This window comes from Alteromonas gracilis, assembly GCF_036870955.2.
GTDB lineage: Bacteria > Pseudomonadota > Gammaproteobacteria > Enterobacterales > Alteromonadaceae > Alteromonas > Alteromonas gracilis_A.
In genome coordinates this window covers 4,248,182-4,272,421 of sequence record NZ_CP145482.2, presented here as the reverse complement: position 1 = coordinate 4,272,421, position 24,240 = coordinate 4,248,182, and the positions used below count along the sequence as shown (strand labels likewise).

At 46.2% G+C, this 24,240-nt stretch carries 17 protein-coding genes and 3 pseudogenes; 11 read left to right on the top strand and 9 right to left on the bottom strand.

The window, feature by feature from the left end:
- Position 1 precedes the first annotated feature (1 nt).
- From V6N89_RS20540 to V6N89_RS20530, 3 genes are all read right to left on the bottom strand, one after another.
- The gene (locus tag V6N89_RS20540; RefSeq protein ID WP_159625672.1) at positions 2-175 is read right to left on the bottom strand and encodes a DUF6435 family protein; all 174 of its coding nucleotides are present in this window, start codon (positions 173-175) and stop codon (positions 2-4) included.
- 145 nt (positions 176-320) lie between these two features.
- A complete protein-coding gene (locus V6N89_RS20535) occupies positions 321-1,481 on the bottom strand; it encodes a TonB-dependent receptor domain-containing protein (RefSeq protein WP_346993190.1) in 1,161 nt (386 codons plus the stop codon).
- Positions 1,426-2,649 carry a TonB-dependent receptor plug domain-containing protein gene (locus V6N89_RS20530; RefSeq protein WP_346993189.1) on the bottom strand — a complete coding sequence of 408 codons (1,224 nt, stop codon included), beginning with the start codon at positions 2,647-2,649 and terminating at the stop codon, positions 1,426-1,428. The genes V6N89_RS20535 and V6N89_RS20530 overlap by 56 nt, the downstream gene beginning before the upstream one ends.
- A 174-nt stretch (positions 2,650-2,823) precedes the next feature.
- Between V6N89_RS20530 and V6N89_RS20525 the strand changes: the two genes are divergently transcribed.
- Genes V6N89_RS20525 through V6N89_RS20515 form a run of 3 tightly spaced genes read left to right on the top strand, consistent with a single transcriptional unit; the run spans position 2,824 to position 6,056 of the window.
- Positions 2,824-3,618, top strand: coding sequence for a DUF4198 domain-containing protein (locus V6N89_RS20525; RefSeq protein ID WP_346993188.1), 795 nt, complete (start codon positions 2,824-2,826; stop codon positions 3,616-3,618).
- A 27-nt stretch (positions 3,619-3,645) separates the two neighbouring features.
- Positions 3,646-4,563: a calcium-binding protein gene (locus V6N89_RS20520; RefSeq protein WP_338519230.1), complete on the top strand. Its 918-nt coding sequence runs from the start codon at positions 3,646-3,648 to the stop codon at positions 4,561-4,563.
- Positions 4,563-6,056, top strand: a complete 1,494-nt coding sequence (locus V6N89_RS20515) for a DUF2271 domain-containing protein (protein WP_431189747.1) — start codon at positions 4,563-4,565, stop codon at positions 6,054-6,056. The genes V6N89_RS20520 and V6N89_RS20515 overlap by 1 nt, the downstream gene beginning before the upstream one ends.
- Before the next feature lie 31 nt (positions 6,057-6,087).
- Here the strand turns inward: V6N89_RS20515 and V6N89_RS20510 are convergent, their stop codons facing one another.
- The 4 genes from V6N89_RS20510 to V6N89_RS20495 all read right to left on the bottom strand — a co-directional run bounded on the left by V6N89_RS20510 (position 6,088) and on the right by V6N89_RS20495 (position 12,104).
- Complete coding sequence (locus V6N89_RS20510) at positions 6,088-6,792, bottom strand: DUF6445 family protein (protein ID WP_346993186.1); 705 nt, start codon at positions 6,790-6,792, stop codon at positions 6,088-6,090.
- Positions 6,771-7,517: a SapC family protein gene (locus V6N89_RS20505; protein ID WP_338519222.1), complete on the bottom strand. Its 747-nt coding sequence runs from the start codon at positions 7,515-7,517 to the stop codon at positions 6,771-6,773. The genes V6N89_RS20510 and V6N89_RS20505 overlap by 22 nt, the downstream gene beginning before the upstream one ends.
- A gap of 27 nt (positions 7,518-7,544) precedes the next feature.
- The gene (locus V6N89_RS20500; RefSeq protein WP_346993185.1) at positions 7,545-9,113 is read right to left on the bottom strand and encodes a tryptophan halogenase family protein; all 1,569 of its coding nucleotides are present in this window, start codon (positions 9,111-9,113) and stop codon (positions 7,545-7,547) included.
- An 84-nt stretch (positions 9,114-9,197) separates the two neighbouring features.
- Positions 9,198-12,104: a TonB-dependent receptor gene (locus tag V6N89_RS20495; protein WP_338519220.1), complete on the bottom strand. Its 2,907-nt coding sequence runs from the start codon at positions 12,102-12,104 to the stop codon at positions 9,198-9,200.
- Positions 12,105-12,657: 553 nt separating this feature from the next.
- Between V6N89_RS20495 and V6N89_RS20490 the strand changes: the two are divergent.
- The 5 genes and pseudogenes from V6N89_RS20490 to speA all read left to right on the top strand — a co-directional run bounded on the left by V6N89_RS20490 (position 12,658) and on the right by speA (position 18,215).
- A pseudogene (locus V6N89_RS20490) lies at positions 12,658-13,817 on the top strand (NAD(P) transhydrogenase subunit alpha).
- A 2-nt stretch (positions 13,818-13,819) separates the two neighbouring features.
- Positions 13,820-14,101: an NAD(P) transhydrogenase subunit alpha gene (locus V6N89_RS20485; RefSeq protein WP_014951245.1), complete on the top strand. Its 282-nt coding sequence runs from the start codon at positions 13,820-13,822 to the stop codon at positions 14,099-14,101.
- An 11-nt stretch (positions 14,102-14,112) separates the two neighbouring features.
- Positions 14,113-15,502, top strand: a pseudogene (locus tag V6N89_RS20480) (NAD(P)(+) transhydrogenase (Re/Si-specific) subunit beta).
- A gap of 235 nt (positions 15,503-15,737) precedes the next feature.
- A complete protein-coding gene (locus V6N89_RS20475) occupies positions 15,738-16,184 on the top strand; it encodes an arginine decarboxylase (RefSeq protein ID WP_346993184.1) in 447 nt (148 codons plus the stop codon).
- A gap of 117 nt (positions 16,185-16,301) precedes the next feature.
- A complete protein-coding gene (gene speA, locus V6N89_RS20470) occupies positions 16,302-18,215 on the top strand; it encodes a biosynthetic arginine decarboxylase (RefSeq protein WP_338519216.1) in 1,914 nt (637 codons plus the stop codon).
- Between the two features lie 251 nt (positions 18,216-18,466).
- Here the strand turns inward: speA and V6N89_RS20465 are convergent, their stop codons facing one another.
- Complete coding sequence (locus V6N89_RS20465; protein WP_346993183.1) at positions 18,467-19,618, bottom strand: serine hydrolase domain-containing protein; 1,152 nt, start codon at positions 19,616-19,618, stop codon at positions 18,467-18,469.
- 213 nt (positions 19,619-19,831) lie between these two features.
- On the opposite strand from V6N89_RS20465, the gene V6N89_RS20460 reads away from it, so the two are divergent.
- The 3 genes and pseudogenes from V6N89_RS20460 (at position 19,832) to V6N89_RS20450 (ending at position 22,664) form a co-directional block, all read left to right on the top strand.
- Entirely contained in the window at positions 19,832-21,280 is a 1,449-nt protein-coding gene (locus V6N89_RS20460; RefSeq protein WP_338519214.1) for an AlkA N-terminal domain-containing protein, read from the top strand.
- A gap of 18 nt (positions 21,281-21,298) precedes the next feature.
- Complete coding sequence (locus V6N89_RS20455) at positions 21,299-21,784, top strand: methylated-DNA--[protein]-cysteine S-methyltransferase (RefSeq protein WP_338519213.1); 486 nt, start codon at positions 21,299-21,301, stop codon at positions 21,782-21,784.
- A pseudogene (locus V6N89_RS20450) lies at positions 21,775-22,664 on the top strand (DMT family transporter). The gene V6N89_RS20455 and the pseudogene V6N89_RS20450 overlap by 10 nt, the downstream one beginning before the upstream one ends.
- Here V6N89_RS20450 and V6N89_RS20445 read toward each other — a convergent pair.
- Positions 22,654-24,075, bottom strand: coding sequence for a sensor domain-containing diguanylate cyclase (locus tag V6N89_RS20445; protein WP_338519211.1), 1,422 nt, complete (start codon positions 24,073-24,075; stop codon positions 22,654-22,656). The pseudogene V6N89_RS20450 and the gene V6N89_RS20445 sit on opposite strands and share 11 nt — an antisense overlap.
- Positions 24,076-24,240 lie beyond the last annotated feature (165 nt).

Below are 24,240 nucleotides of genomic sequence, written 5' to 3'. Positions count from 1 at the left end.
TCTATTTAGGGTTTTCTAAACGCTCAATTTCTTTCCAAAGCTCTTCCGATTGGGCAGTAAGCATTGAATAGGTTTTTATATCGCCGTTGCGCTGAGCGTGCATCGCTTTTTCCAGTAAAGCATCGTATTGCTTGCGCAGTTTTTTGGTAGGGTTTGATTTAAAAAGGCCAAACATCACAGGTACTCACTAATAAAATATTACCCAATTAACGCACTAAGAGAGACTTTCGATCACATCCCCACCTATTTTTAGCAAAAACGCAAAAAGCGAAGCCACCTGAATAAGGCAAGCTTCGCTTTTTTAATACGCCGTGTATCAATTAAAACTGATACGTAACGTAGGCGCTTATACTTCTACCAGGTTCTGAGAAACGCTGATAGCCGTTGTCGCTAACGCCAGAGAAAAAGCCACCCGTACCTGTGCGCACGTTATTCATGACTTCCCAGCGATAGTACTCTTTGTCGGTTAAGTTATAGATAGCCGTGGTAAAGCGCAGGTTTTCGGTCATGTCATAAAATGCCATTAAATCGAACACCATGTAGCCACTTGGGTAGTATGCCGGGCCATCGCCGTTATTAAGTGATGCAAAGCTCTTTTGCGCGGTTTCATCAACGCCCTTACTGGTAATGGCAACCAGCTCAGCCCCCCAGTCACGGTTATCAGACACATATGATAAAGCCATGGTTGCGGTGTCAGGTGCGATCGTTTCTAAGTCATCGTCAATATCATTAAAGCTCGACGCCGTGTCGTATTCACCGTTTAACGCAGTGTACGCAAATTGCCCGCGCCAATTAGATGTGAAGTCATAAGACGCAGATACTTCAATGCCATCAACGGTAATTTCGCCCGTGTTTTGTGGCTGGGTGAACGTATCTTCACTGCTTACTTCTATAGTGCAGCCGAAGCGGCTACAAACTTGCTGCGTAAGTACCGCATCATATGGGTTTGAGAAGGTTTCATCTTGAATCATGTTGGTGTAGTCGGTTCTAAATACAGACACACTCACGTTACCTTTTTCAAAATTACCTATGTAGGTTAGCTCATAGTTCATTGACTCTTGGGCATCTAGTTCACCGTTGGCAATACGGTCAAGGTCAATAAATGTATCGCCCGTCACTATGTCTACTGCTTCGTCACCTGAGTTGGTGCCAAAGTATAGGTCTTGAAGAGTAGGGGCTTGGTAGCCTTGCGAAATTCGCGCATTAAGTGAATGACCTGGCGCAAAGGTGTAGGTCGCACCTAGTTCACCTACAACAGCACTAAAGTCAGCGTCTTGAATACTTAGGCCTGTCGGGTCCGAAAACGTATCGTCAATGGTTGGCGTGTATTCTGTCGTATCGTATCTAAGACCTGCGTTCACGGTGAGTACATCGCTTAAGGTAACCGTGTCAGCAAGATAAGCGGTAAACACTGTTTTTTCTGACTCAGGCACAAAGCTTTGGTCGCGAATGGGGTAGCCATCTAAAATACCGGCTGTCAACCGTTGTGCCTGCAAAGCGGCGGTCAAACATTTCTGCAATCGCATCAACGCGCTGATAGCTCACGCCATAAATAACTTCGTGGTTCACGTCGCCGTTAATCGACTTGGCAAAATCGATGTTGAAGCTCAACTGCTCTTGGGTAAAGTTGCGGTCTTCAGAGCGCAAAATGGGGTCAGCGCCACCACTTACGAATAAAAAGTTAGTCACGCCTGAAGTGTAAAGTTCTTGGTAATTAACGCGAATATCAACGCTGTCTGCTAGTAGCGTATTCAGGTTGGTATCGGTATAAAATGCACCAATGCGCTCACGGTTATTCTCGTCTTGAGACGTGAAGTCGAAGTACACGCTGCTTTGACGTGATAGTGGGATACCATCAGTTTCGCGCTCGGTGTTTTCGTACACCACGCCCACTTGTTGGGTATCTGAAAGGTTGTAAGCGAACTTTAAGAGTAATGCGTCAACTTGACTGTCCATCGGGTCGGCTTGACCGCGGCCCGGCCCGTCAATATCCGCACCGTTGTCGTGGGCTTGTACTTCATTGCTGTCTCGCATGGTGTATTGAATGAGCGAGTCTAGTTTGCCCGTTCTATTTGCTAAAGTGCCATGTACTAACCATTCGTCCGAGCGTGCGTCAAAGCCAGTTTTCAGCTTGTACGTTGTATCATCGCCAGCGTCTGGTAAAAAGTCAGCAGCATCGTTAGTAACATAAGTCACTGAGCCAGCAAGCGAGCCTGAGCCTTGTGCTACAGCGCTGGGCCCTTTGGTGATGGTTACGGCTTTTACGTGTTCAATTTCTACTTCGCCTCGACTCGAACCAAACATGCCATAGGCGGCAAATGAGCCTGGGTTGAGTGTTTCACCCTGGTTTACACCGTCAATGGTGATAGCGACGGCGTCGCCTTCTAAACCGCGAATATTGAAGCCATCGTTACCAAAACGGTTGCCAGTATCGCTTACTTGAACACCCGGAATATAGCGCGCGGTGTCTTCTATATTAGTAATAGAACGCTTTGACAGGGCGTCAGCATCAAGTACAGCCTCAACTGTGGTGGTAAGCGTCTCTTCGCTTTCTGCTTTGGTCACCGCCAGTTCAGTTTGTTGTGCAGCAGCGGGTAGTGATAGCGCACAGCCTAATGCAATAGAAACTAAAGAGAGTCTAAAAGTCATGTCTTTCCCAAATAATCTAGAGTGTGAATGAAATGTTTCGTGTTGTTTTCTCGTGCCTGTCAAAACGAGACCCGACACATTCCGGTGTCAAAATTTGATCTAAATACTATTGATAACAATTATCATTTGCAATAGTATATTTTCACTTTTTCACTACCAGAACAAAAAAACACCATGAAAAAACACTCGCTTATCAGCCTTAACTTGTTGCTTGCCAGCTGTCTTAGTGGCAGTGCATTGGCTCACGTTGCTTACCTAAAGCCACTTCAGTTTGAACCTGTTCGCGGCGGCAAAATAACGCTAGACGCTTCGTTCGCAGAACAGTTTTTCGTGCCAGAAGCGGCCGTTTCCAACGCGTCATTTGAAGTGATAACGCCAAGTGGTAAAAAACAGAATGTGGATGAGGTGGTTAACTTGTCTACGCGCAATGTGCTTGAGCACACCCTAGAAGAAGAGGGTACGTATCACTTTTCTACCGGTAAGCGAATGGGCGCAGTGTTTCGTGTTTACATGAAAGATGGTGAACGAGGTTCAGTGCGCGGTAACGATGAACCATTGCCAGAAGGTGCAGAGCTTACTGAACACTTTCAGTCCGTTACCTTCGCTAGTACCTATGTCACCAAAAAAGGCCCGACTGAGACTGCCCTCAAACCGCGCAACGAAGGGCTTGAGATAGTCCCCGTTATGCACCCTAACAGCCTTTTTAGCGGCGAGAGTTTCGACTTTAACGTGCTTTACAACGGCGAACCAGTTGCGAATCACGAAGTGGCATTTTATGAAGGCAAAGACCAGTTTGCCGAAGAGTCGGATGTGGAAAAAGTCACTACGAACAACGCCGGAGAAGCGTCGTTTACCCCTGAAAAACAAGGCGTTTATTTGATGCAGGTTCGCTTGCGTACCGATGCGCCAAAAGGCGCTGATGTGCCTACGTATAGCTATACCACCACACTTTCTTTCGAAGCCTTTTAATCACAACGCAGACCGGAGACAACAACAATGAAACAAGTAACCACAGCAGTGAAAACTGCACTCCTTATCGCGGCAGGCGCAGTGGCTTTAGGAGGCACCGTTACGGCGGCCCCGCACAGCGCGAGCGGCATTATTCTTACCTACGACTTAAACAAAGATCAGTCTCTGCCTTTAGAGGAATTTGTTGATGCACGCCGTGCGCGATTTGCTGCCTCTGACAAGAATGGTGATGGCGTGCTTGATGAGAGCGAGTATGTGTACGAGTGGGAAGGCAAAATGGAAACGCGCTTGGCTAAAGACAGAAAAGCCTCGGTGAAGCAAACGCATATCCGTTTTCATGCGGTAGACAAAAATGACGATGATCACATTACCTTAGACGAAGTTGAAGCCGTGGGCGAGCTCAGCTTTGCCCGTATGGATACCGACAAAGATGGCGTTGTTGCGAAAGGTGACCCTGAGCCAGTCCCACGTCGCACCTCGCAAAGTGATGCCGATAGCGCGCCTACACTTAAGCAGCGCCCTATGTTACGTATGCCAACAAGCCACAATATTGAAGGCTTTGTGACGCTTTATGATCAAAATGGCGATGATGTTGTGACTAAAGACGAGTTTAATGCTGTTCGCGAAGCACAGTTTCAGCGTACAGACGAAAACAGTGACGGGATGCTTACCGAGCAAGAGTATGTACTAGAGTTTGAAGATAGGCTTGATGCTCAAATTAAGAAAACGTACGACGGGCAAATTAAGCAAACCTATGTACGCTTTGGTGTGTTAGATACTGACGAAAACAAGAAGATGACCTTTGCCGAGTATATGGTATCGGGCTTTGCAGCATTTAATCGCTATGACACAAATGGCGATGGCTTTCTAACGCTTGCAGATCCTGCTCCTAAGCCGCGAGAGCGTGAGCAAAATACGACCGCTACGGCACAAGTTAGCGAATAATGGCCTTGCGTAGTTTATTATTAATAACAGCACTAGCGGCGTTGGCTGCTAGTGTTTCGGCTTTTGCCGAGTCATATACATTTCCCGCGCCCAACGGCCAGTCTGCCCCTGTTATCACGTTTGATGGCAATAGCACGCTAAATGAAGTTCAGCGAACTAACATTGAAGTGCTGATAAGAGATACTTATCTTTCATTAGACAGAAACAACATTCATGGTGCGCTTTACGCGTTAAACCAAGGCGATTCTACGCCATTGCCAACATGGCTTTATAACGCCATTGAGCGGTGCGAAAAATGGTTCCAAAAAACCGAAGGAAATATAAGCTGTCGTAATGGCGCATTGTATGATTATTGGCGTGACTACAGCCAGGGTAAAAGCGGCGTTTCAAGCACAAGTTTAATTACAGACAACGATAAGACGGGTAAGTCGCTCTCGCGTCGCGAAGTCAGGCGCCTTGCACGCGTGGCCAGAATTGCCGAAGTAGCGTTTCACAAAAACAATACTATCGCGTTTTCAGCGCCTATTCAGTGGGATTTAACCACCTTTGCATCAGCACTTGTGGTAGAGCGCATTGCTGATTTTCTCTCGTCGGCTGGGGTTTCTGAATTTCATATAAGTGTGGATGCGCTGCAAACGCATTTCTCTGCAAACAATGCGAAGTGGCAAAGTCAGGTTGATGGGCATGCGATGGGTTTATCTAACGCAACGTTGGCACACTTGAAGCCGTGGCAAAGGTCTGCCTATTCAGATACGCATGTTGCATCGCAAGAAAAAGGCGTGATAAGCCATAGCGATGGCTGGCCAAGCGCGCGTTTTGAAGTGACGGCACTTGCTAGTAACGCGTTTGATGCTGCATTGCTGCTACATTTTGGCGCAACGAAAACGGCGCAGCAGTCGCTAGATCTAGTGAATTCGCAGCCCTCGCTTGCCCTAAAGCTAGTCGATGCAAATGGACGGGTATTTACAAGCGATACCTTTGCCTCTCGCACAGCCGTAAGTGATAAAACGGGTGCTGCGAGTAATGGAATAATAATAGATGTCGCGCTACCTGTGTTTGACATTGCGGATTATCGCGGGCCATACGTGAGTGTGTGGATAAGCGATGACAAAAATCGACTAGTCAAAAGCTTAGCGCTTCGAGGTACCAGTGAACGTTGGCTAAGCGAACTGCGCACGTGGTGGCGGAGAATTGGAAGAAAAGAGATTGGTCGAAAAGAAGCAGATGGCAACTACGAAAGCTTGATTGATGGCTTTTCCGGTGCAACGAAGAAAAACACGCCGCTTCACATCGTATGGGATGGGCTGGATGATTACGGCAATACAGCCATCGACAAACCGCTAGTTTTGCATGTGGAAGTAGCCAGAGAGCATGGTGGTAGAAGCTATGAAAAAATCTCCTTCGCTATTGATGGGTTAATGCAGCCAATAGAAGTGAAGGGTGACAACGAGATTGCTTCTATTAAGTTGTCAGCTAAAGGCGTTTCTCAATAAGCATTCTGACTACACAGCAACAGAATGCTAGTTAAAAAAGAATGCTGGCATTGGCAGTGAGCCTCGTATGTTTGATATCGAGATGACGACCATGTGAAGCCGTTTGGTCTATGTCATTAGGTAAACAGCCGCTATGCAGCAAGTTCGCGGGGTAGAGTAGCGCACGATTAAACTGCGCCTCTACACAGGCGATTTGTTTAAACATCGCGGTATCACCATTGATGTACGCTTTAGCAGGCAAGCCCACAGAGGTGGCTTGGCGCTTTAGTGTAGAAAAATAGTGATGATATTGGTTGGCATTAACCCGTTCTAGCCCCGTTTCTTTGTGTCGATAGAAGGCTGTGCCCCCTAAAGGAGCACAAAACAAATAGTGAACTAACGCCCATTCATTATCGCGTTGAGTATCAATATGAGGAATACACTGAATGGGAGATAGCTGGCTTGGATGTTGGTTGGCAATAGAAAGCTGCGCCATTGCCAGCTGAGGCTGAGAGGTATCGACCAAAGCCCCGTTTATTCCAGCGAACAGTGCGGGCAACGTGCGATGCAGGTGAGCGACATACGCATCGGGCGCATGACTTCTTACACCAGGGTAAAAGTCATCTGTTTTTTTCTCAAAGCGATGATGCTTCGCGATAACGTCGACCATGCTTTGCGCATCAGGCAAAAAGTCATCTATAACAATGACCGGCGTGGCGTGTTCGCCCACGTTAATTAGTTGGTAGTTTGAAACCATGCGTCTGCGTTTTTGTTCGCTTTATTCTTTTTATCAATAAGCGCGTAAATCTGTGCATTTGACGCTACCAGCGTATATATACTTTGCAACATATTTTGCGCATGTAAATCGGCAATGGCGTGTGAGCTTAGTGCCGCAAGCTTGTCTTCGTCTATGGTGTACAGCCCGGTAATTGAGGTTTTGCTTTCGTTTTCAAACGTAATGTCGAGAGTAAATGGCGTAATAAGATTGTGTTGCACTAGCGCGGCGATAAAACGTTGATTTTGCGTTTCGCCATCAAGCAGCTGTGCCAATATTTGCTGTTTTTCTACAAGGTAAGACGTTGGTTCACCCATGTTATCAAAAAGTGAGCTACCGTCTTGTTCATTGACCGATGAATTGTCCATATCGATGCACAGCACGCGGTTAGCCTGTGCGTTTGTATTTGACGGCTCTGTGCCCACATAAAAAGGCAGGCGCTCAAACTGTGCAGGAACATAAACCCCATCCCACTGGCCTTGTTGCCAAAATAAATTCTCGTTTTCTTCAAACCCAAGTAACGCCGAAAAGCCAAATTGACCCGAGTCATCTGATTTGGTGATCACAACAGGATAGTGCACCACAAGTTTGTTTAGCTCAGACACTACGACGGGCACTAGGTGCTGATTAGCGCTAAGGTTCAAAGCGTCGTTAGTGACTTTAAGGCCTGCATGCTCTTTATTATTAATAGCAACCATGTTTGTCATACGCGGGTCCTTTTTCTGGTTAGTCGATTAAACGGCTTGTAAGCCGAACTGGTGAATTTTATTAATTAGCTCGCGATGTTGTGGCAGCTTTTCTACGGCCATGGCGCGTGCTTTTCTATTTTGCAATAGCTGTTGGTAAGCAAAGTCGGCATTCACCCACTGCTGATGTGCACCAAGCTCAGAGGTAAAGCCCATGCCGTAGAGTACATACTGATAGCTTGCTGCTGGGAATACTTCATTGTTACTGGTGAAATCTTTATCGCTTGGCGGGTGGTATTGCCACAGTGCCAATAGCTCTTTGAGTGAGTCAGGGATAGTCTGGCTATCACGGTTGTCTCGCCAAAACGCGCTGTCATCGCGCTTGCTTAACATATAGTGCAGCTTTAAAAAGTCGATAATGCGTGCCCAGCGATACGAAAAAGTATCGTTAAAGCGTTTAGCCACAATATCCATAACCGCGCGGTTTGCTAGCAGTTGCTCGGCAATCATTGACGCGGACAGTTCCACTAATACCAGCGCTGATGCTTCAAGGGGCTCTAAAAAGCCTGCTGCCAAGCCAACGGCAACACAGTTGTTTTGCCAAAAGCGCTGTCTGTGACCACTTTGAATAGTAATGTCCTTTACATTCAAACCATCAATCCCATCTAACGCACTGGTTTGGCGTACGTAGGCGTCTAGTCGTGCATAGGCGTCGTCTTTACTCTGATGACGGCTTGAATATACGTGGCCTACACCACGACGGGACTGTAACCCAATATCCCACACCCAACCAGCGTCTTTTGCAGTGGAAATGGTGTGTGACGCAATAGGGCTTTGCGCGTTCTCGTAAGGTACATGTACCGCTAGCGCTTGGTCGATAAATAACACATCGTCGCAAGGGATAAAGGGCACTTTGTAGTGTTCGCCCAACAAGAGCGATTTAAAGCCCGTGCAGTCTACAAACAAATCGCCATTAATAACGACACCTTGCTGCGTATGAAGTGCCTTAATGTCGCCATTATCTGCGCTTTGCACTTGGCTCACATCGGCTAAAACATGGTTAACGCCTAGGTTTTCAGTGCAATGTTTGGTTAAAAAGGAAGTGAACTTTCCCGCGTCCAAATGGTAGGCATAGTTTGCCGTGCCTGCGAATTCTGCGTGGCGAATACTCTTAGGTGCACAGCCTGCTTCGCATATGGCTTCTTGAACGCATACGGCTTGTGAGAATGACTCATTTAAATCGGGCGCTACCGTTTGCCAGTAAGGCCCCAAATTCCCTTGTGAAAAACCTTGCGGCAGCATCAATGGATGATAGTAGAAGTCGTCTTCTTCTCCGGTCGTCCACTTCGCAAATTTGGCCCCTTGTTTAAAGGTGGCATCGCATTCTTTGATAAAGGTGGTTTCACTTATGCCCAGCGCAATAAGTGTTGAGCGCATGGTTGGCCATGTGCCTTCACCTACGCCAATGATGGGTACGTTGGGGCTTTCAACCAAGGTAACTTTAATGTTCTTGCGTGTGGCGCAGTGATGCTGCGCCGCAATACGACCTGCGGTCAGCCACCCAGCGCTGCCACCTCCAACTACTACAATGTGCGTGATAGGTGTTGTTGCTGTCATATTGCTTTCCTAATTAAAAACTGTGGCTACCAAGTGGTAGCCACGAATATAGAGCCAACAAACGCTGGCCCTAATTACGCGAAATTAAAAGTTTCCGCGCACACCGAGAGCCCAACGTCTGCCGCTGTCTTCAACCAACAACAAGTGATTAGCGAAGCGACCGCGTTTGTGTACAAATTCTTCAGTAAGGTTAATACCTTCAAAGAAAATTTCTACATTGTCTGTCACGCTGTAGCTACCGCTAATGTCAAGTTGTTGATAAGACTCAACAATGGTTGGGCCGTCACCCTGCCCTTGTGTTAACGACTGAACAAATTCGTCACGCCAGTTGTAGGCAAGGCGAATTTGATAGTCGTCAGTTTCATAAAAAGCCACTAAGTTGTAAGAATCACTCAACCCAGTTAGCGCAAATACTTGGTTAATATCGAACGGATCTAGTTCGGCATCACTGTCAACAATCGTACCGTTGGCAAGTACACCAAAGCCGCTGTCGAACGTGTGCTGAAGCGCAATCTCAAAACCGTCTACCGTGGCGTCTTCACCGTTGTTTGGTAACGTGTTTGTAAATACCGCTACGGCATCACTGGCATCTGGCGCGCCCGTATTGCTGCCCGTTGACGGGTCAGTCAGCAAGCTGCCATCGGTAAGCTCAAACGTTTTGTCTTCTTGACTGTTCACGATGAAGTTCGAAACCAGCTTTCTGAAGTAGCCAATTGAGGCATAGCTTGCTTCGTCGTAATAGTATTCAAGCGATAAGTCGAGGTTATCTGACTTAAACGGTTCAAGTGCTGGGTTACCGCTGGTTGAGGTTAAATCACCGCCCTGACGCGTGGTGGTAATAACCGTTACTGGCGACATGCTATTAAGCGTTGGTCGAGTAATGGTTGAACTCGCGGCAAAGCGTGCGATTAAGTCATCAGTAATTTCTAAACGCACACTGAAGTTAGGCAGCAGTACGTCATAGTCTGATTCAGTCGCGATGCTTTGCGCGTCACCGAAACCAGCCAGCATTTCGGTTTGATCCAAAATAGTCAGGCCAGTAATGGGGGCTTGAGTGCCGTTTACGGTAACGTCTGTCATTTCGTAGCGCACACCTGCTGTTGCACTTAAGAACATGTCTGCCACTTCGCCTTCAAAGTCGAACTCGAGGTAAGTAGAGATAATGTCCTCTTCTACCTCAAAGCTGTTGTTGCGACGCACCGCATCAAAACTAATGGCTTCGCCATTTACGTCTTGGTAATAAGACTCTAGAAACGCAAAGTTCGCTTCACCATCGTGGGCTAACCAAGAAGTTGGCATACGTCCGCTGCCACTCACGTCAGACAGGAAGTCGCTACCAGCGTTAAAAATGTATTGGCTGCCTGCTGGAATTTCAGGTAAGTCAGGATAACCACAGTAAGTACAGTGAATACCGACGCCTTCGTTGTCCCAGCGCGTTAGCGATTTGGTCTCTGTGCTGTACTGCGCGCCAAAGCGAATCTCTGTCAGACCGCTACCGTCTGTGACATATTCGCCGTCAAAACGTAGCTGGCTAACTTCATCTTCTACTGCCCATCCACGACGCAGCATTACGTGGGCGCGGCTGTTGGCTTCATCAAGGTGATTGCTTACGCCAGCCGGAGAAAGTGCTGGGTTATACATGGGGAAACCGTCTGGGCCTGAAATGATAGCGCCGTCTAGCTCTTGTTGTCCGCTGTATATGCCAGCGTTAGGTGAAGCAAACATGCTTGCCAATGGCAATATATTGTCGTCGACCTGAAAACGTACACGGTTTGCGTAACCAATAAGTGATAATTGATCGCCGCCTCCATTGTTGGCTTCACGCTCTGCTTCTGAGTGGCTAAGATCGAATGACAAGTTCAGGTTATCAGAATACTGATAGTCGAAGTTAAGCCCCACTGCATAGGTTTCGGTTAAACGGTCGAAGGTTTTGGCGTGCATGTCTGTTGCCAAACCCACTTCTTGGTACAAATCTATAACTGTACCGTTTGCATCAACCGTTGGGCTGCGGCGGTTGCCGTTTTCGTCAAACAGACTACCGTCATCGCCTACACCTTGAATGTTTGGCGCAGTAAACCAGTGTCCGTAAGAGGTGGCTTCTGATTCCACATCAAAGTCGGAATAAAGCGCATCAGCAGTAACCACAAGTTTATCGTTAGGTGCGTATTGAAGCACTAGATTGGCGTTGGTACGCGTTCGCTCTTCAAAAGTCACTTTATGATCGTAGTTGCGTGGCGAGAACACATTGCCTGTCCATGCTTGGCCCGATTCGGTCACAGGGTTTGGTACACCAACGTTTTCAAGCCAACCGTCCATTTGCGCCTGGTTAAGACGTGTTTTACGTTCTTGGTGCGATACGGCTAGCAAAACACCAAAGGTATCATCGTTAAAGGTGTTGCTAATTAGCCCTGAAAACTGTGGCGTGGTTTCTTCACTGTTTTCGTCATAAACACCTTTTACTGAACCAGCCATTTTGAAGCCGTTCAGTGCGAAAGGACGTGCTGTATTAATATTGATCGTTGAACCCACACCACCTGATTGCATAGTGGCCGTAGACGTTTTATGTACGTCAAGACTACTGACAAGCTCAGAGGCAATCGTGTCGAAGCTAAACGCGCGCGAATCATTCTCTGATGCCATTTGACGGCCGTTGACAAGCACCGTATTGAACTGCGGGCCAAAACCACGAACGGTGATAAGCTGCCCTTCACCGCCAGAACGGTCAATGGAAACGCCTGTTATACGTTGAAGTGATTCAGCTAAGTTGGTATCGGGAAAAGCACCAATGTCTTCAGCACTTATCGCATCTACAACACCTGCGGAACTGCGTTTAACATCCATCGATTTTGCTACCGATGAACGAATACCACTTACCTCAATCACTTCTACGTCTTTGTTGGGTTGCGCGTCTTGGGCAAATGCACTATTGGCAGAAATAGCTGACGCTAAAACTGCTGCCACTGAGCATGCAAGCTTGGTTTTCCTATACATGATGGTGTGTGTCCTAAAAGTTAGTTTTAATGCGCTTTATGGTGTGCACCCCATAAAACCTTTTCTTACAGCATTTCGCTGTTAACTCTTCAAGACGAACCTGTTTGTAAAATCCCCCATATTTTTTTAACAAATTTTTAAACATCGGCTTTTTTAAAGCATTTGGTTAAGTCGATTCCAACACCACCGCTTCTTCTTTTTTGCTTCTCTATGCCTTTACGTGTGGTTATTTTTTGTTCGTTTTTCTCTGTATTCATCTAATGGATAGAAAATGATGCATCGTATTGATGGGTATTATGATGTTTTTATATAAATATTAGCTATGACTTTTAAGTAAATGATACTGGTGGTGTATAGGGTTATCGCGTAATTTTGCTTCGTTATAGGGCGAAAAATAAACGAATTGAAGTATTTTTGATGTCGAACTATAAATGAAATTATTAGTGAATCTGCTTTTAATTTCGACAGGGAATGGTAGGTATAAGCGAATTAAATGGCTGTAGACCGCATGAAGAGTGTCATTCTCGAAAATGCCAACTGTGAGGAGAAGCGTGTGAAAATCATAATACTCAATGAATCAAAGGCGCCAGATCCACTAAACAATGTGGAAAAGCGCTGCGCCGCTACGCCAAGTAGTGCGCAAAGGCTGATTAAAAAAGGGGCGACACTGCTGCTAGAAGCCGGAGCTGGTCAGTCCTCTGGCTATTCAGATAAACAATATGAAGAAGTTGGGGTGACTGTTATTGATGATGTGAATGAGTCTTTATCATCAGCAGATATGGTAGTCGCGGTAAACAAGCCTACCGACGCCCAACTGGCGTTGATGAAAAAAGGGGCCATTGTGGTAGGCCATCTTGACCCTTTCTTTCAGCAACCGCTGGTTGAGAACATCGCTCGAAAAGAGCTAACCGCCATTTCTGTTGAAATGATTCCCCGCTCGTCAAGAGCCCAAAAAATGGATGCGCTAAGCTCACAAGCAAGCCTCGCAGGCTATGTCATGGTGATGCAGGCGGCAAACCTACTGCCTTCTATATTGCCCATGATGATGACGCCCTCTGGCACGATAAAACCCGCTAAGGTGTTTATTATCGGCGCGGGCGTTGCGGGCCTTCAAGCAATAGCCACAGCGAAACGCTTAGGTGCCAATGTGTTGGCGTACGACACTCGTCCTGTGGTGGCAGAACAAGTAGAGTCCTTAGGAGGCAAGTTCCTAAAGATTGATATCGGCGAAACCTAGCCAAACCAAAGACGGCTATGCCAAAGAGTTGACCGACGAGCAAAAAGCTAAGCAGCAAGATGCGCAGCGTGACGCCATTGCAGACTCTGACATTGTTATTACTACCGCTCAGCTCTTTGGCCGCAAGCCTCCGGTACTAATTTCCAAGGAAACCTTAGCATTGATGAAGCCAGGAAGCGTTGTGGTAGACATGGCCGCCACATCTGGCGGTAACGTAGAAGGTTCAAAGCCAGGTGAAACGGTAGAAATAAATGGTGTAAAGGTGATTGGCAATGGGTACTGGAGCCAATATGTGGCAAAAGCCGCGACCGACATGTACGCCAATAACATTTATAACCTTGTTGATGAGTTTTTTAACGATGAGAGCAAATCGTTTGAACTGAATTTAGAAGACGACATTCTTGCTTAGCTGTGTGATAACACATGATGGCAAGGTTACCAATGACATGCTCATTAATGCATACAAAGGGGCTTAATCATGGAAATCATTTACTTACTTTTCATTGTATTACTGGCTGCTTTTTTAGGCTTTGAGCTTATTAGAAAAGTCCCTGCAACGTTACACACCCCGCTTATGTCTGGTTCAAATGCGATATCAGGGATTACGCTGGTGGGCGCGTTGGTAGCCTCGGGCAGCGACAACAACTTACTTACTACTATTTTAGGTACCGCTGCGGTGGCTTTGGCAAGCATTAACGTGGTGGGTGGCTATTTAGTAACAGACCGCATGCTCGGTATGTTTAAGAAAAAAGATAAATAAGGAGTACGCAAGTGAACGATATCGCAACCATTATCAACCTTGCGTATGTAGCTGCTGCGGCACTATTTATCATAGGTTTAAAATTATTAAGTCACCCAGATACCGCTAAAAAAGGCAACTTTGTGTCGGCTGTGGGTATGCTGATCGCTGTTGTAGTTACCCTACTCGATCAACAAATCATCAGCTATCACTACATACTATTAGGTTTTGTGCTTGGCGGCGCATTTGGCGCGTGGAAGGCTAAAACCGTAGAAATGACGGCAATGCCTGAAATGGTTTCGTTGTTCAACGGTTTTGGCGGCGCGGCGTCGCTTCTGTTGGGGTGGGCCACATTGGCTGGAATGAGTGTAGTGGCGCTGAAAACTCAAAGCGCATTTACGTTCATTACGCTGTTTTTCACTATCTTAGTGGGTGGCATTACTTTCTCTGGTTCTGTGGTCGCATGGGGTAAATTGTCAGGAAAAATGAGTTCTAAGGCCGTCGTGTTTACTGGCTTAAGAGAGCTTAGCGTACTGCATCTTATCGGTATGGGTGTTGTGGGGTACTTGTTTACCACCGACCCGAGCAATACTCTTTGGATTTATTGTGCCATTGCGCTATCGCTTAGCTTTGGGCTGTGGGCTACTATTTCCATTGGTGGTGCAGATATGCTTATGGTTATTGCATTGCTTAATAGTTACTCGGGCGTCGCTGCGTCTGCGGCTGGCCTTGCCACCGAAAACACTATTTTGATCGTGACCTAGTCTTTTAGTTGGCGCGTCAGGCCTCATCCTTACCAATATCATGTGTAAGGCCATGAACCGTTCGTTAATGAACGTGCTGTTATCTGGTTTTGCTAAGCCTGTTGAAGCTTATGAGAAAATTGAAGGCGAAATAAAAGTGTTGTCGGCGCAAGACGCCTTTTATGTACTCGAAGCGGCACAAGCGGTGCTTGTGGTCCCAGGCTACGGTATGGCGGTAGCACAGGCACAGCATGCCGTGCGAGAAATGCAGTCTTTGTTAGAAGAAAATGGCTGTACGGTTGATTATGCAATTCATGCTGTAGCGGGTCGTATGCCCGGTCATATGAACGTGCTGCTCGCTGAGGCTGATGTGCCTTACGACCAGCTTTATGAAATGGACGATGTGAATCCGCGCATGGAAAACTATGATGTGGTGATTGTGATAGGTGCAAACGATGTGGTTAACCCTGCGGCAAAAGAAATGAAGGGAAGCCCTATTTACGGCATGCCGGTGATAGAAGCGTATCGCGCGAAAACCGTGTTTGTGCTTAAGCGTTCTGCCAATGCAGGTTTTGCTGGTGTTGATAACCCTCTGTTCTTTAAAGATAACACCCGCATGGTGTTGGGAGATGCGAAGGATACGATTAACAGCATTATTCGGGAATTTGGCGATGACTAAGCAAATGGCTTAGAATCTGTAGTAAAATACTGGAAAAGGAAGCCGTTGTGCTTCCTTTTTTGTTTCTAGCAAATAAGTCGTACTTAGATGGCAAAAGCGCGCTTATATTAATTCTGACGTCAGGTGTTGTCGTCGTATGGTGCGACTACTACCCTCAATGTAGGCTTTCATTTAGCGTCGACTATTTGATGGCGTTACATTGAATTTGGATATTCGTTAAAAGAAGTAAACACAAATGCCCATGGCTCCGTATCACATCGAACAGCTTAAGAACTGTATATTAGTCACCCTTCGCGGAGAATGGGATATGGCGACCAATATTCGGTATTTGGGCGAGTTGTCTGACTGTTTGGAGAAACGCAGTGGCAAACCGTTTCATCTCATTGTGGATATGCGTGTGTGGCAAGATCCACGGTCGGACTCGAACATCAAAATGAAGTCAACGATTAAGCTTGATAGACGAAATCAATTAAGCGAGCTGTGGCTGGAAGATGACAACAGTGAGACCGATCATATTGTTGAGAATTTCTTTACTGATATTGCGTTCACGCTAGACCGAACAAAACATTTTTCAACGTTTATAGCACTGTGTGAAACAAAGGCAGAGCTTATTGTTGTTGACTACATTAAATCGTGGGTGTCGAGGAACACAGAACGCGATGAGGTCGATAAACAAAATTAGTCGCGACAATCGATATTTTACATCGCAACAAATGTTGTGTTGTCTATAATACGCGTCTTAATTTTGCACTTACTACGCTAGGCTTAGCGCTTAGCTCATTACATATAGGTGAATACATTGTCAGATTGGAGCATCGAAGAAGCAGAGCGCGTCTATGGCGTGTCTCAATGGGGTGGCGGCTATTTCAAAGTTGGTGAAAATGGCAACGTTCATATTACCCCAGTGCCAGAGGATCCTAGCATCCAAATCGACTTTAATTCGGTAATTGAAGACATTCGCAAAGAAGGCGTGCAATTTCCTGTTGTAGTGCGTTTTCATGATATCTTGCGTTCGCAAGTGGCAGGCCTCAACAAGGCATTTAGAAGCACCATTGAAGAAGCCGAGTATGCAGGCGAGTATCAAGGTGTTTATCCGGTTAAAGTAAACCAGATGCGCGAAGTTGTAGAAGAGATTGTCGATGCAGGCAAGGCCTACAATTACGGTTTAGAAGCCGGGTCAAAAGCTGAGCTTTTAACCGTATTGGCAATGAACACCAATGAAGAGTCTTTAACCATTTTGAACGGTTACAAAGACGATGAAGTAATGCGCCTTGCGCTTTTAGGTCGCAAGCTAGGCCGCAAAGTGGTTGTGGTTGTTGAAAAATTTACTGAACTATTGCTGCTCGTAAAGATAGCCAAAGAGCTTGATATTGACCCAATTATTGGTGTGCGCTCAAAGATGACGGTGAAAGGCCGTGGTAAGTGGGAAAGTTCCGGCGGAGAGCGTGCAAAGTTCGGTTTGACCATTACTGAAATTATTAATGCCGCGCGTTATCTTGAAGAGCAAGGCATGGCACATTGCTTGAAGCTTTTGCACTTCCATATTGGTAGTCAATTAACGGATATTCGTGCTGTTAAAGAAGCCATTACTGAAGGTGCGCGTATTTATGCGGATCTGCACAAGATGGGATTTGAATTAGACTATGTTGATGTAGGTGGTGGTCTTGGCATTGACTACGACGGTAGCAACTCGACCAATGAGTCTTCGCGCAACTACAGCATGCAAGAATACGTAGCAGACGTTGTGTATGGCATGAAAGAAATGTGCGATTTAGAAGGTGTGCCTCATCCTCATTTAGTCAGTGAGAGTGGCCGTGCAATAACCGCTCACCATAGCTGTGTTATCACTGAAATAGTGGGTGAGATTAAGTCAAACGCTGCGCAAATGGATACCTCGGCAAAAGAAGGCGAGCATATTTTCTTGAAAAATATGCGCGAGCTCGCAGACACATTTGACGAACAAACCAACATGCACGAAATATACAACGATGCATCGCAATACAAAGAGCAAGCGCTTGATGCGTTCAAGCTTCGCGTTTTGCCGCTTGAAGAGCTAGGAAAGATTGAGACACTGTACTGGCAAATTATGGAGCGCTTGCAGAAGTGGTATCGCAACGAAGAGTATGTGCCAGAAGAACTGCAAGAACTAGATTACAGTTTGTCGTCGCAGTATTTGTGTAACTTTTCCATTTTCCAGTCAGCGGCTGATACGTGGGCGATCGACCAATTATTGCCTGTAGTGCCGCTTACTCGAATGAACGAAGAGCCATCAGTTAATTGTTCATTGGTAGATATTACTTGTGACAGCGATGGTAAAATAGATCAGTTTACTATTGGGCGCGAAATTACCGATGTACTGCCAATGCACCCGTTGAAAAAAGACGAACCCTACTATGTTGGTTTGTTCCTGACGGGCGCATATCAAGACGTTATGGGCGATATGCATAATTTGTTTGGTCGCTTAAATGAAGTGCATATTTATAGCTATGATGACGACCCAGAAGACTTCTATATTGAAGAGGTTGTGAAAGGCTCATCGGTTGAAGACGTACTCAACGTTATGCAATACAACCCGCGTGCTATGGCGTCAGACGTTAAACGTCTTATCGACAAGCAGGTATGGGACGGTAAGCTTAATCCGCGAGAAGGTGTACGTTGGACTGACTTCTACGAAGGTTGCTTAAACGGCTATACCTACTTAAAACAAAACTAGTTACCGCGTCTGTCCGTTATCGTAAATGCCATTTATGATAGCGGACAGCAAACTCTCTCTTATTTTCAAATCTCCCCGCGCCAATTGCATTTTATCTCATAAAATCAATATCTTAATTTTTATTCTCTTGTTGGCATAGTCTTCGCTATTCCTGTTTATACGACATGATTTTCGCCACTTTCTAGCGACGTCAATGTCATCAGGTCGAGGATCCGCATCATAGATAGTGGTCCGGGTTTGCCGACGGCGGACTAAAGGGCCTTTTTGGCTTGCTGGTTGAAATAGCGCTTCCACAGTTGAGCCGTGGTGGTGTTGATCATATTAGACTCTGCATTCATCAGCATGACATAACCCACTTTGTGCTCTGGTGAAAAGGCTACATCAGCACGATAGCCTTTAACCCAGCCGCCATGATAATTCAGCTTAATGCCGTCAATATCATAAATACGCCAGCCCAACCCATAATGGGCATCATCAATCATGCCTCGCCAGCCACGCCGGTAGGTTTCTCGCTTTGTTTTCACGCGTTCGGCAGTAACATATTCAACCATTTCTGGCGAAATAATAGTGGGAAACTCCCCTAACAAAGCCTGCAAATAAATGGTCATGTCGTTAATGCTTGCATTTACGCCCGCAGCGGGAGAGAAACGATAGTAGTTACTCTCGACATTGCCCTCTCGCCATTTATTTCGTGCAATAGCGATATGTGGGTGTGCCCATGATGAGGAGGCTAGAAGCCCGCCTTTACCTACACTTGCGGTTTTCATCCCCAATGGTGCAAAAAGTTGATTTTGCATTTGCGCAGAGTACGACGTGTTATGGTTGCTGAAATAATATTCAAGTGCACCAAATAGCGCGTTCTGGTAAGTGTAGCAATCACCTGGCTTACACAAGGGCTCAAGTTCGCCTAGAGATTTAAGCACGCGTTCAAGAGAATAATCAGCTTCAATAAGATTGTCATAGGCGTTTGGCATAAACCCACTAGACTGACCAACAATATGTTGTAATTGCAGCGCTTGCATACCGTCACCCTTAAACGGGATATCAGGTAGAAGCGTGCTAATAGGGGTGTTCCACGACAGTCGGTTTTGTTCTACTAGTTTGGCTGAAAGTAACGCGGTAAAGGTTTTAGACACAGAGGCTAAACGAAACACAGTGTCTTCAGTGATTTTCTCGCCTTTTCTCTTTATCGTTTTGCCGTGCACGTATACCCGAGGTGCTCTACCTTGCTCATAAAACACAAAGGCATAGCCAGGGACGTTGTATTTATTCGCCTCACTTTGCACATACTTAGCGTAGTCATCGAGCCAATCTGCGCTGACAGGAAACGCCTGGGCAATGAGTACAAGTAGTAGCCATGTTAGGGACATGCGCGACGTCAATTTGCGCAATGAATTCAGCATACAGAAAGCTCATTAGGCCGCACGGCGCTGAGTTACGCTGTGGCGGTCGTTATTCTTATGCCAACATTATGCGGATAGCGTGCCCAATGATCAAATAGATGACAAAGTCTGTGATTAAATAAACAAATAATATAGTGAGTTCCGATTTTGTCGCGCGTCACGAAGCGATGCGCGATAGACTACACATAATGTGTTTTACAAGGCGCTACAACAATGTCAGCTCAACCTGCTTCGCACGCTCACAGCATAGAAAATGCTATGTATACAAAGGCACGCCTTAGCCGCGATCCACGTTTTGATGGAACATTTTTCGTTGCGGTCAAAACGACGGGTATTTTTTGTCGACCCATTTGCCCGGCCAAGCTGCCAAAAGAAGAAAATGTGTCTTACTATCAGCATGCTACAGCGGCAATGGCTGACGGATATCGCCCTTGCCTGAGATGCCGACCTGATAGCGCTCCTCAGTCAGCTGCCTGGTTAGGTGTGAATGCAACCGTAAATAGAGCCATATCTCTGCTGTCGGCAATACCTGTGGAGTCTATTTCGGTTATTGCGGCTCGACTTGGTATTAGTGAACGTTACCTAAACAAGCTTCTTGTGGAAGAGTTAGGCATGTCGCCTAAGCAGTTTCAAAGCATGAATCGCGCACTGTTTGCAAAGCAGCTTATTCAGCAGTCTCATTTGTCTATGACAGATATTGCTTTCACCGTTGGTTATCAATCTTTGCGGCAGTTGCAGCGCGCCGTTGAACAATACTGTAATACCACGCCTTCAAAGCTACGCAAGCAAAATGTGGTAGTACAAAAAGATGTCCAATTGTTTTTATCCTATCGTCCACCTTATAACTGGGAGTACGTTCGACAATTCCTGCTTACGCGAGCTATCGATGGTATGGAAAAGGTGACTGATGACACCTACTCGCGATGGTTTGAATGGGAAGGAGAAAGCGGACATTTTAGTGCAAAGCACGATGCTGAACGCCGTGGTTTTGCGGTGACGCTACGGTTAACAAATCTGCGGGTGTTACACCGAGTTATCGAAAACATAAAAGCGATGTTAGATTTGCATGCTGACCCCGCTTTGATTTCTGATAGCCTACAAAAAGCAGGGTTACTTCAAAAACAATTAACGCAAGGTTTGCGATTGCCAAGTGCTTGGAGTGTGTTTGAAAGCGGTTGTCGAGCCATTGTTGGACAGCAGGTTAGCGTGAAAGCCGCCATAGGTCAGGTGACACTTCTCGTCCATCACTTGGGAAACCCGGTATCGGCTTCTCTTAATGAGCAAAGCAATAGTGAGATAGGCAAAGGTAAGGAGAATGCGCAATTTAACTTTCCACTGCCCGATGTCGTAGCAAACAGTGACTTAGCTTTTTTGCGAATGCCTGCGGCAAGAAAAGCGGCTATTAAACAGTTCGCCCAACTTTTCTGCCAGCATTCAACGCCTTCCCATGATGAGATTTTGGCTATCAAGGGAATAGGGCCGTGGACCCTTGACTACCTGCAAATGCGCGGTGAGCGCAATCCTGATATATACCTTGGGGGAGATTTAATTGTGCGAAAAACCGCTGAACGTCTACCGATTTTCCCGGAGCAAGCTGCACCTTGGAGAAGCTACTTAACCTTGCAGCTGTGGCAACTCAGCGATCTTATCGAGCAGTCTTAACGCTAAAGGTAACAATAAATGGAATACATACAATACATCGAAACGCCGCAGGGGCACTTATTGATATCTGCCAGCCAACAAGGTGTTACCTCAGTGAACTTTGTCGAAGAGCGCGAAACGGTTACAGGGCAACCTGCAGAAAATAAAAACCCGATAACCGAGGAAGCGGCTAGGCAACTTACAGCCTACTTTAATAAAACGCTGATGGAATTCGACTTGCCGCTTGCAGCGAAGGGCACTCAGTTTCAGCATAAAGTATGGCAGGCATTACTTCAGATTCCTTACGGCGAAACTGCTAGCTATTTAGACATTGCAAATGCTATTGGCAACCCTAAAGCGGTGCGTGCGGTAGGCATGGCCAATGGCAGGAATCCTATTGCAATCGTTGTGCCCTGCCACCGTATTATCGGCAGTAATAAAACATTAACGGGGTATGCTGGTGGATTACCAATAAAGCAATTCTTACTAAATTTAGAAGGAGCCCAAGGCGTATTATGGCAATAAAAGATCTAATTGCTTTATTGGTATTAGCGGGTATTTGGGGGGCTCGTTTATCTTCATGCGCGTGGCTGCACCCGAATTTGGCATTTATGTTCTGGTCGCCATTCGAACCCTGTTGGCAACGGCTGTGTTGCTGCCTTTGTTATTGCTAAGCGGCTCAGTTAACGACATTAGAAGACACTGGCTTGCAATAGGGTTAGTAGGCCTTGCCAACACAGCTGTGCCCTTTGTGTTGTTTAACTATAGTAGCCTGCATTTAGAGGCGGGAGTTAACGCCATTCTTAATGCTACAGCACCCATGTTTGGCGCTATTGTGGCGTGGCTATGGCTTGGGGATAAACTGACCAAATCGGCTGTTATAGGGCTGTTTATCGGCTTTGTCGGTGTTGCCGTGATTAGTCAACAAAAGCTTGGCGAAGGTGAAATTAGCTTTCTTCCCATACTTACTGCGCTGCTTGCCACGCTTGGCTATGGTATAGCTGCAAGTATGATGAAAAAATGGCTACAAGGCGTTAAACCGCTCGTTGTTGCCACAGGAAGCCAAGCTATGGCAAGCATTATGTTGGCGCCCTTTGCACTGGCAACGCTACCTGCAACCATGCCAAGCACTAACGCATGGATGAATGCCGTGGCGCTAGCAATAGCGGGAACGGGCATTGCTTACATTCTGTATTTTAAACTCATTGCCAATGTAGGCCCAGCTAAAGCCATAACCGTCGCTTATCTTGTACCGCTTTTTGGCATTATTTGGGGTGTACTTTTTTTACAAGAACACCTTTCTGCGCAAACCATTATTGGCGGTTTAATGATTTTATTTGGTGTAGCGTTAACAACAGGTGTGCTGAAACGTAAGCGGCCTAAAATTAGCGCCGCTACTCAATAAGCTGCATTCTCACTAAGTTGCTTCCGTCGCGCTTTGCTTGGTACAAGGCGTCTTCAGCGTGTGCGGTTACTTCGTGCATCGCTCGGTTTGACGCGGTGTAAGATATGCCGATGGAAGCGGTCACTTGTAGGTCAGGAAATTCGGGCAGTGGCGGCAGTGTTGCAATACCGTGACGAATATTCTGCGCAGTATCAAATGCTACGTGGGGGCCAGTGTTAGGCAGCAATACTACAAACTCTTCACTACTCCAGCGCCCGAGAATATCTTGTTCACGCAACCGCTCGGCAAGATACGCCACAATCTTGTCTAAGATATCGTCACCTGTGTTTCTGCCATGCGCGTCAACAATATTAGAAAAGTCATCCACACTGATAAGCATAAGGCTAAGTGACTTGTGTTCTGCAAGTAAGCTTTTGTATATGAGCTGCAAATTGTCCTTCTCGGGAAGACGCGTAGTGTGACGCACAACTAAATCTGGCTGCATGTCTTTTCTAAAGTAATACAGCAAATTGTAGATAAGCAAAAAGAGTGAGAACACAATAACGAGCAGGGTCACAACACTGAAAATAAACGCTTGTGAAATTTCAGCCTGTCTATCTTCGAGCGGGCTTAACAAGAAAACTGTCCAGCCAAATTGATTAAGTTTTACCTCTGCAATAAGGAAGTCTTTCTGGTCAATGGTGACAAGTTTGTTGTTTAAGGCCTGCTCACTTTGAATGGCCAACGGCAAGCTTGCATACCATGGCAGTTCGGATAGGTTGGTAAACTCTGAATAAGACGCAATGAGGTTAGGGTCTGATGACAGCATAATGTCGCCCTGCCCGTCGACAAACAGGAAGTCATAGCCGTATTCTTGTTTGTAAGTATCAAACACTTCTATAAAGCTTCTTAGGCTTTTACCCACACCAAAGAAGCCCAAAAAGCGCCCGGTTTGGTCGTGGATTTTTATATCGATGTAGAAGTGTGTGTCTTCCCATTTACCAATATCCGCCACAGCATCAGCTGGGTGGTCTCGATATTTGAAGTACCAACTTACTTCGCCTTCAACTAAGTCAATAATAGAGCCGTCAGAATTGTATTGCTTACGATCGTTTTCACTAGCAATAAAAAAGGAAAGGCCAAACTCATTTTCAAGACGATCCAATGTCTTAAATACGGCTTCTTCGTCAATTTCGTCGCCAATCATAAGATCGACCAATTCAGTAGAGTGACCCAATGCCTCAGAAATATGCAGTGGTTTAAGTAGCTGCTCTACGATAAGCGATATGGCGGGTGACAGAGATTGTTGCTGTGCGCGGCTTTGCTCGGCAACAATTTTTGAAATACTAAAGTGAACTAGAGTGACGATGGCAATAACCACCACCGCAAACAGCACCAGTATACTTCGATGTAATGTTCTAAATGTATTCACAGACTGCGCATGCTCCCTTGCGTGACCGAGTCCTAAGCCAATGGCTTAAGTATAACTGCTGCATGTGGTAACCGCTAGAGCGTGTGCTGTAAATTTAGACTAAATAACAAGGAGCAGAATCTGCACAACCATTTTTATTTGCAGACAATGAGTCGCTGACTTCTT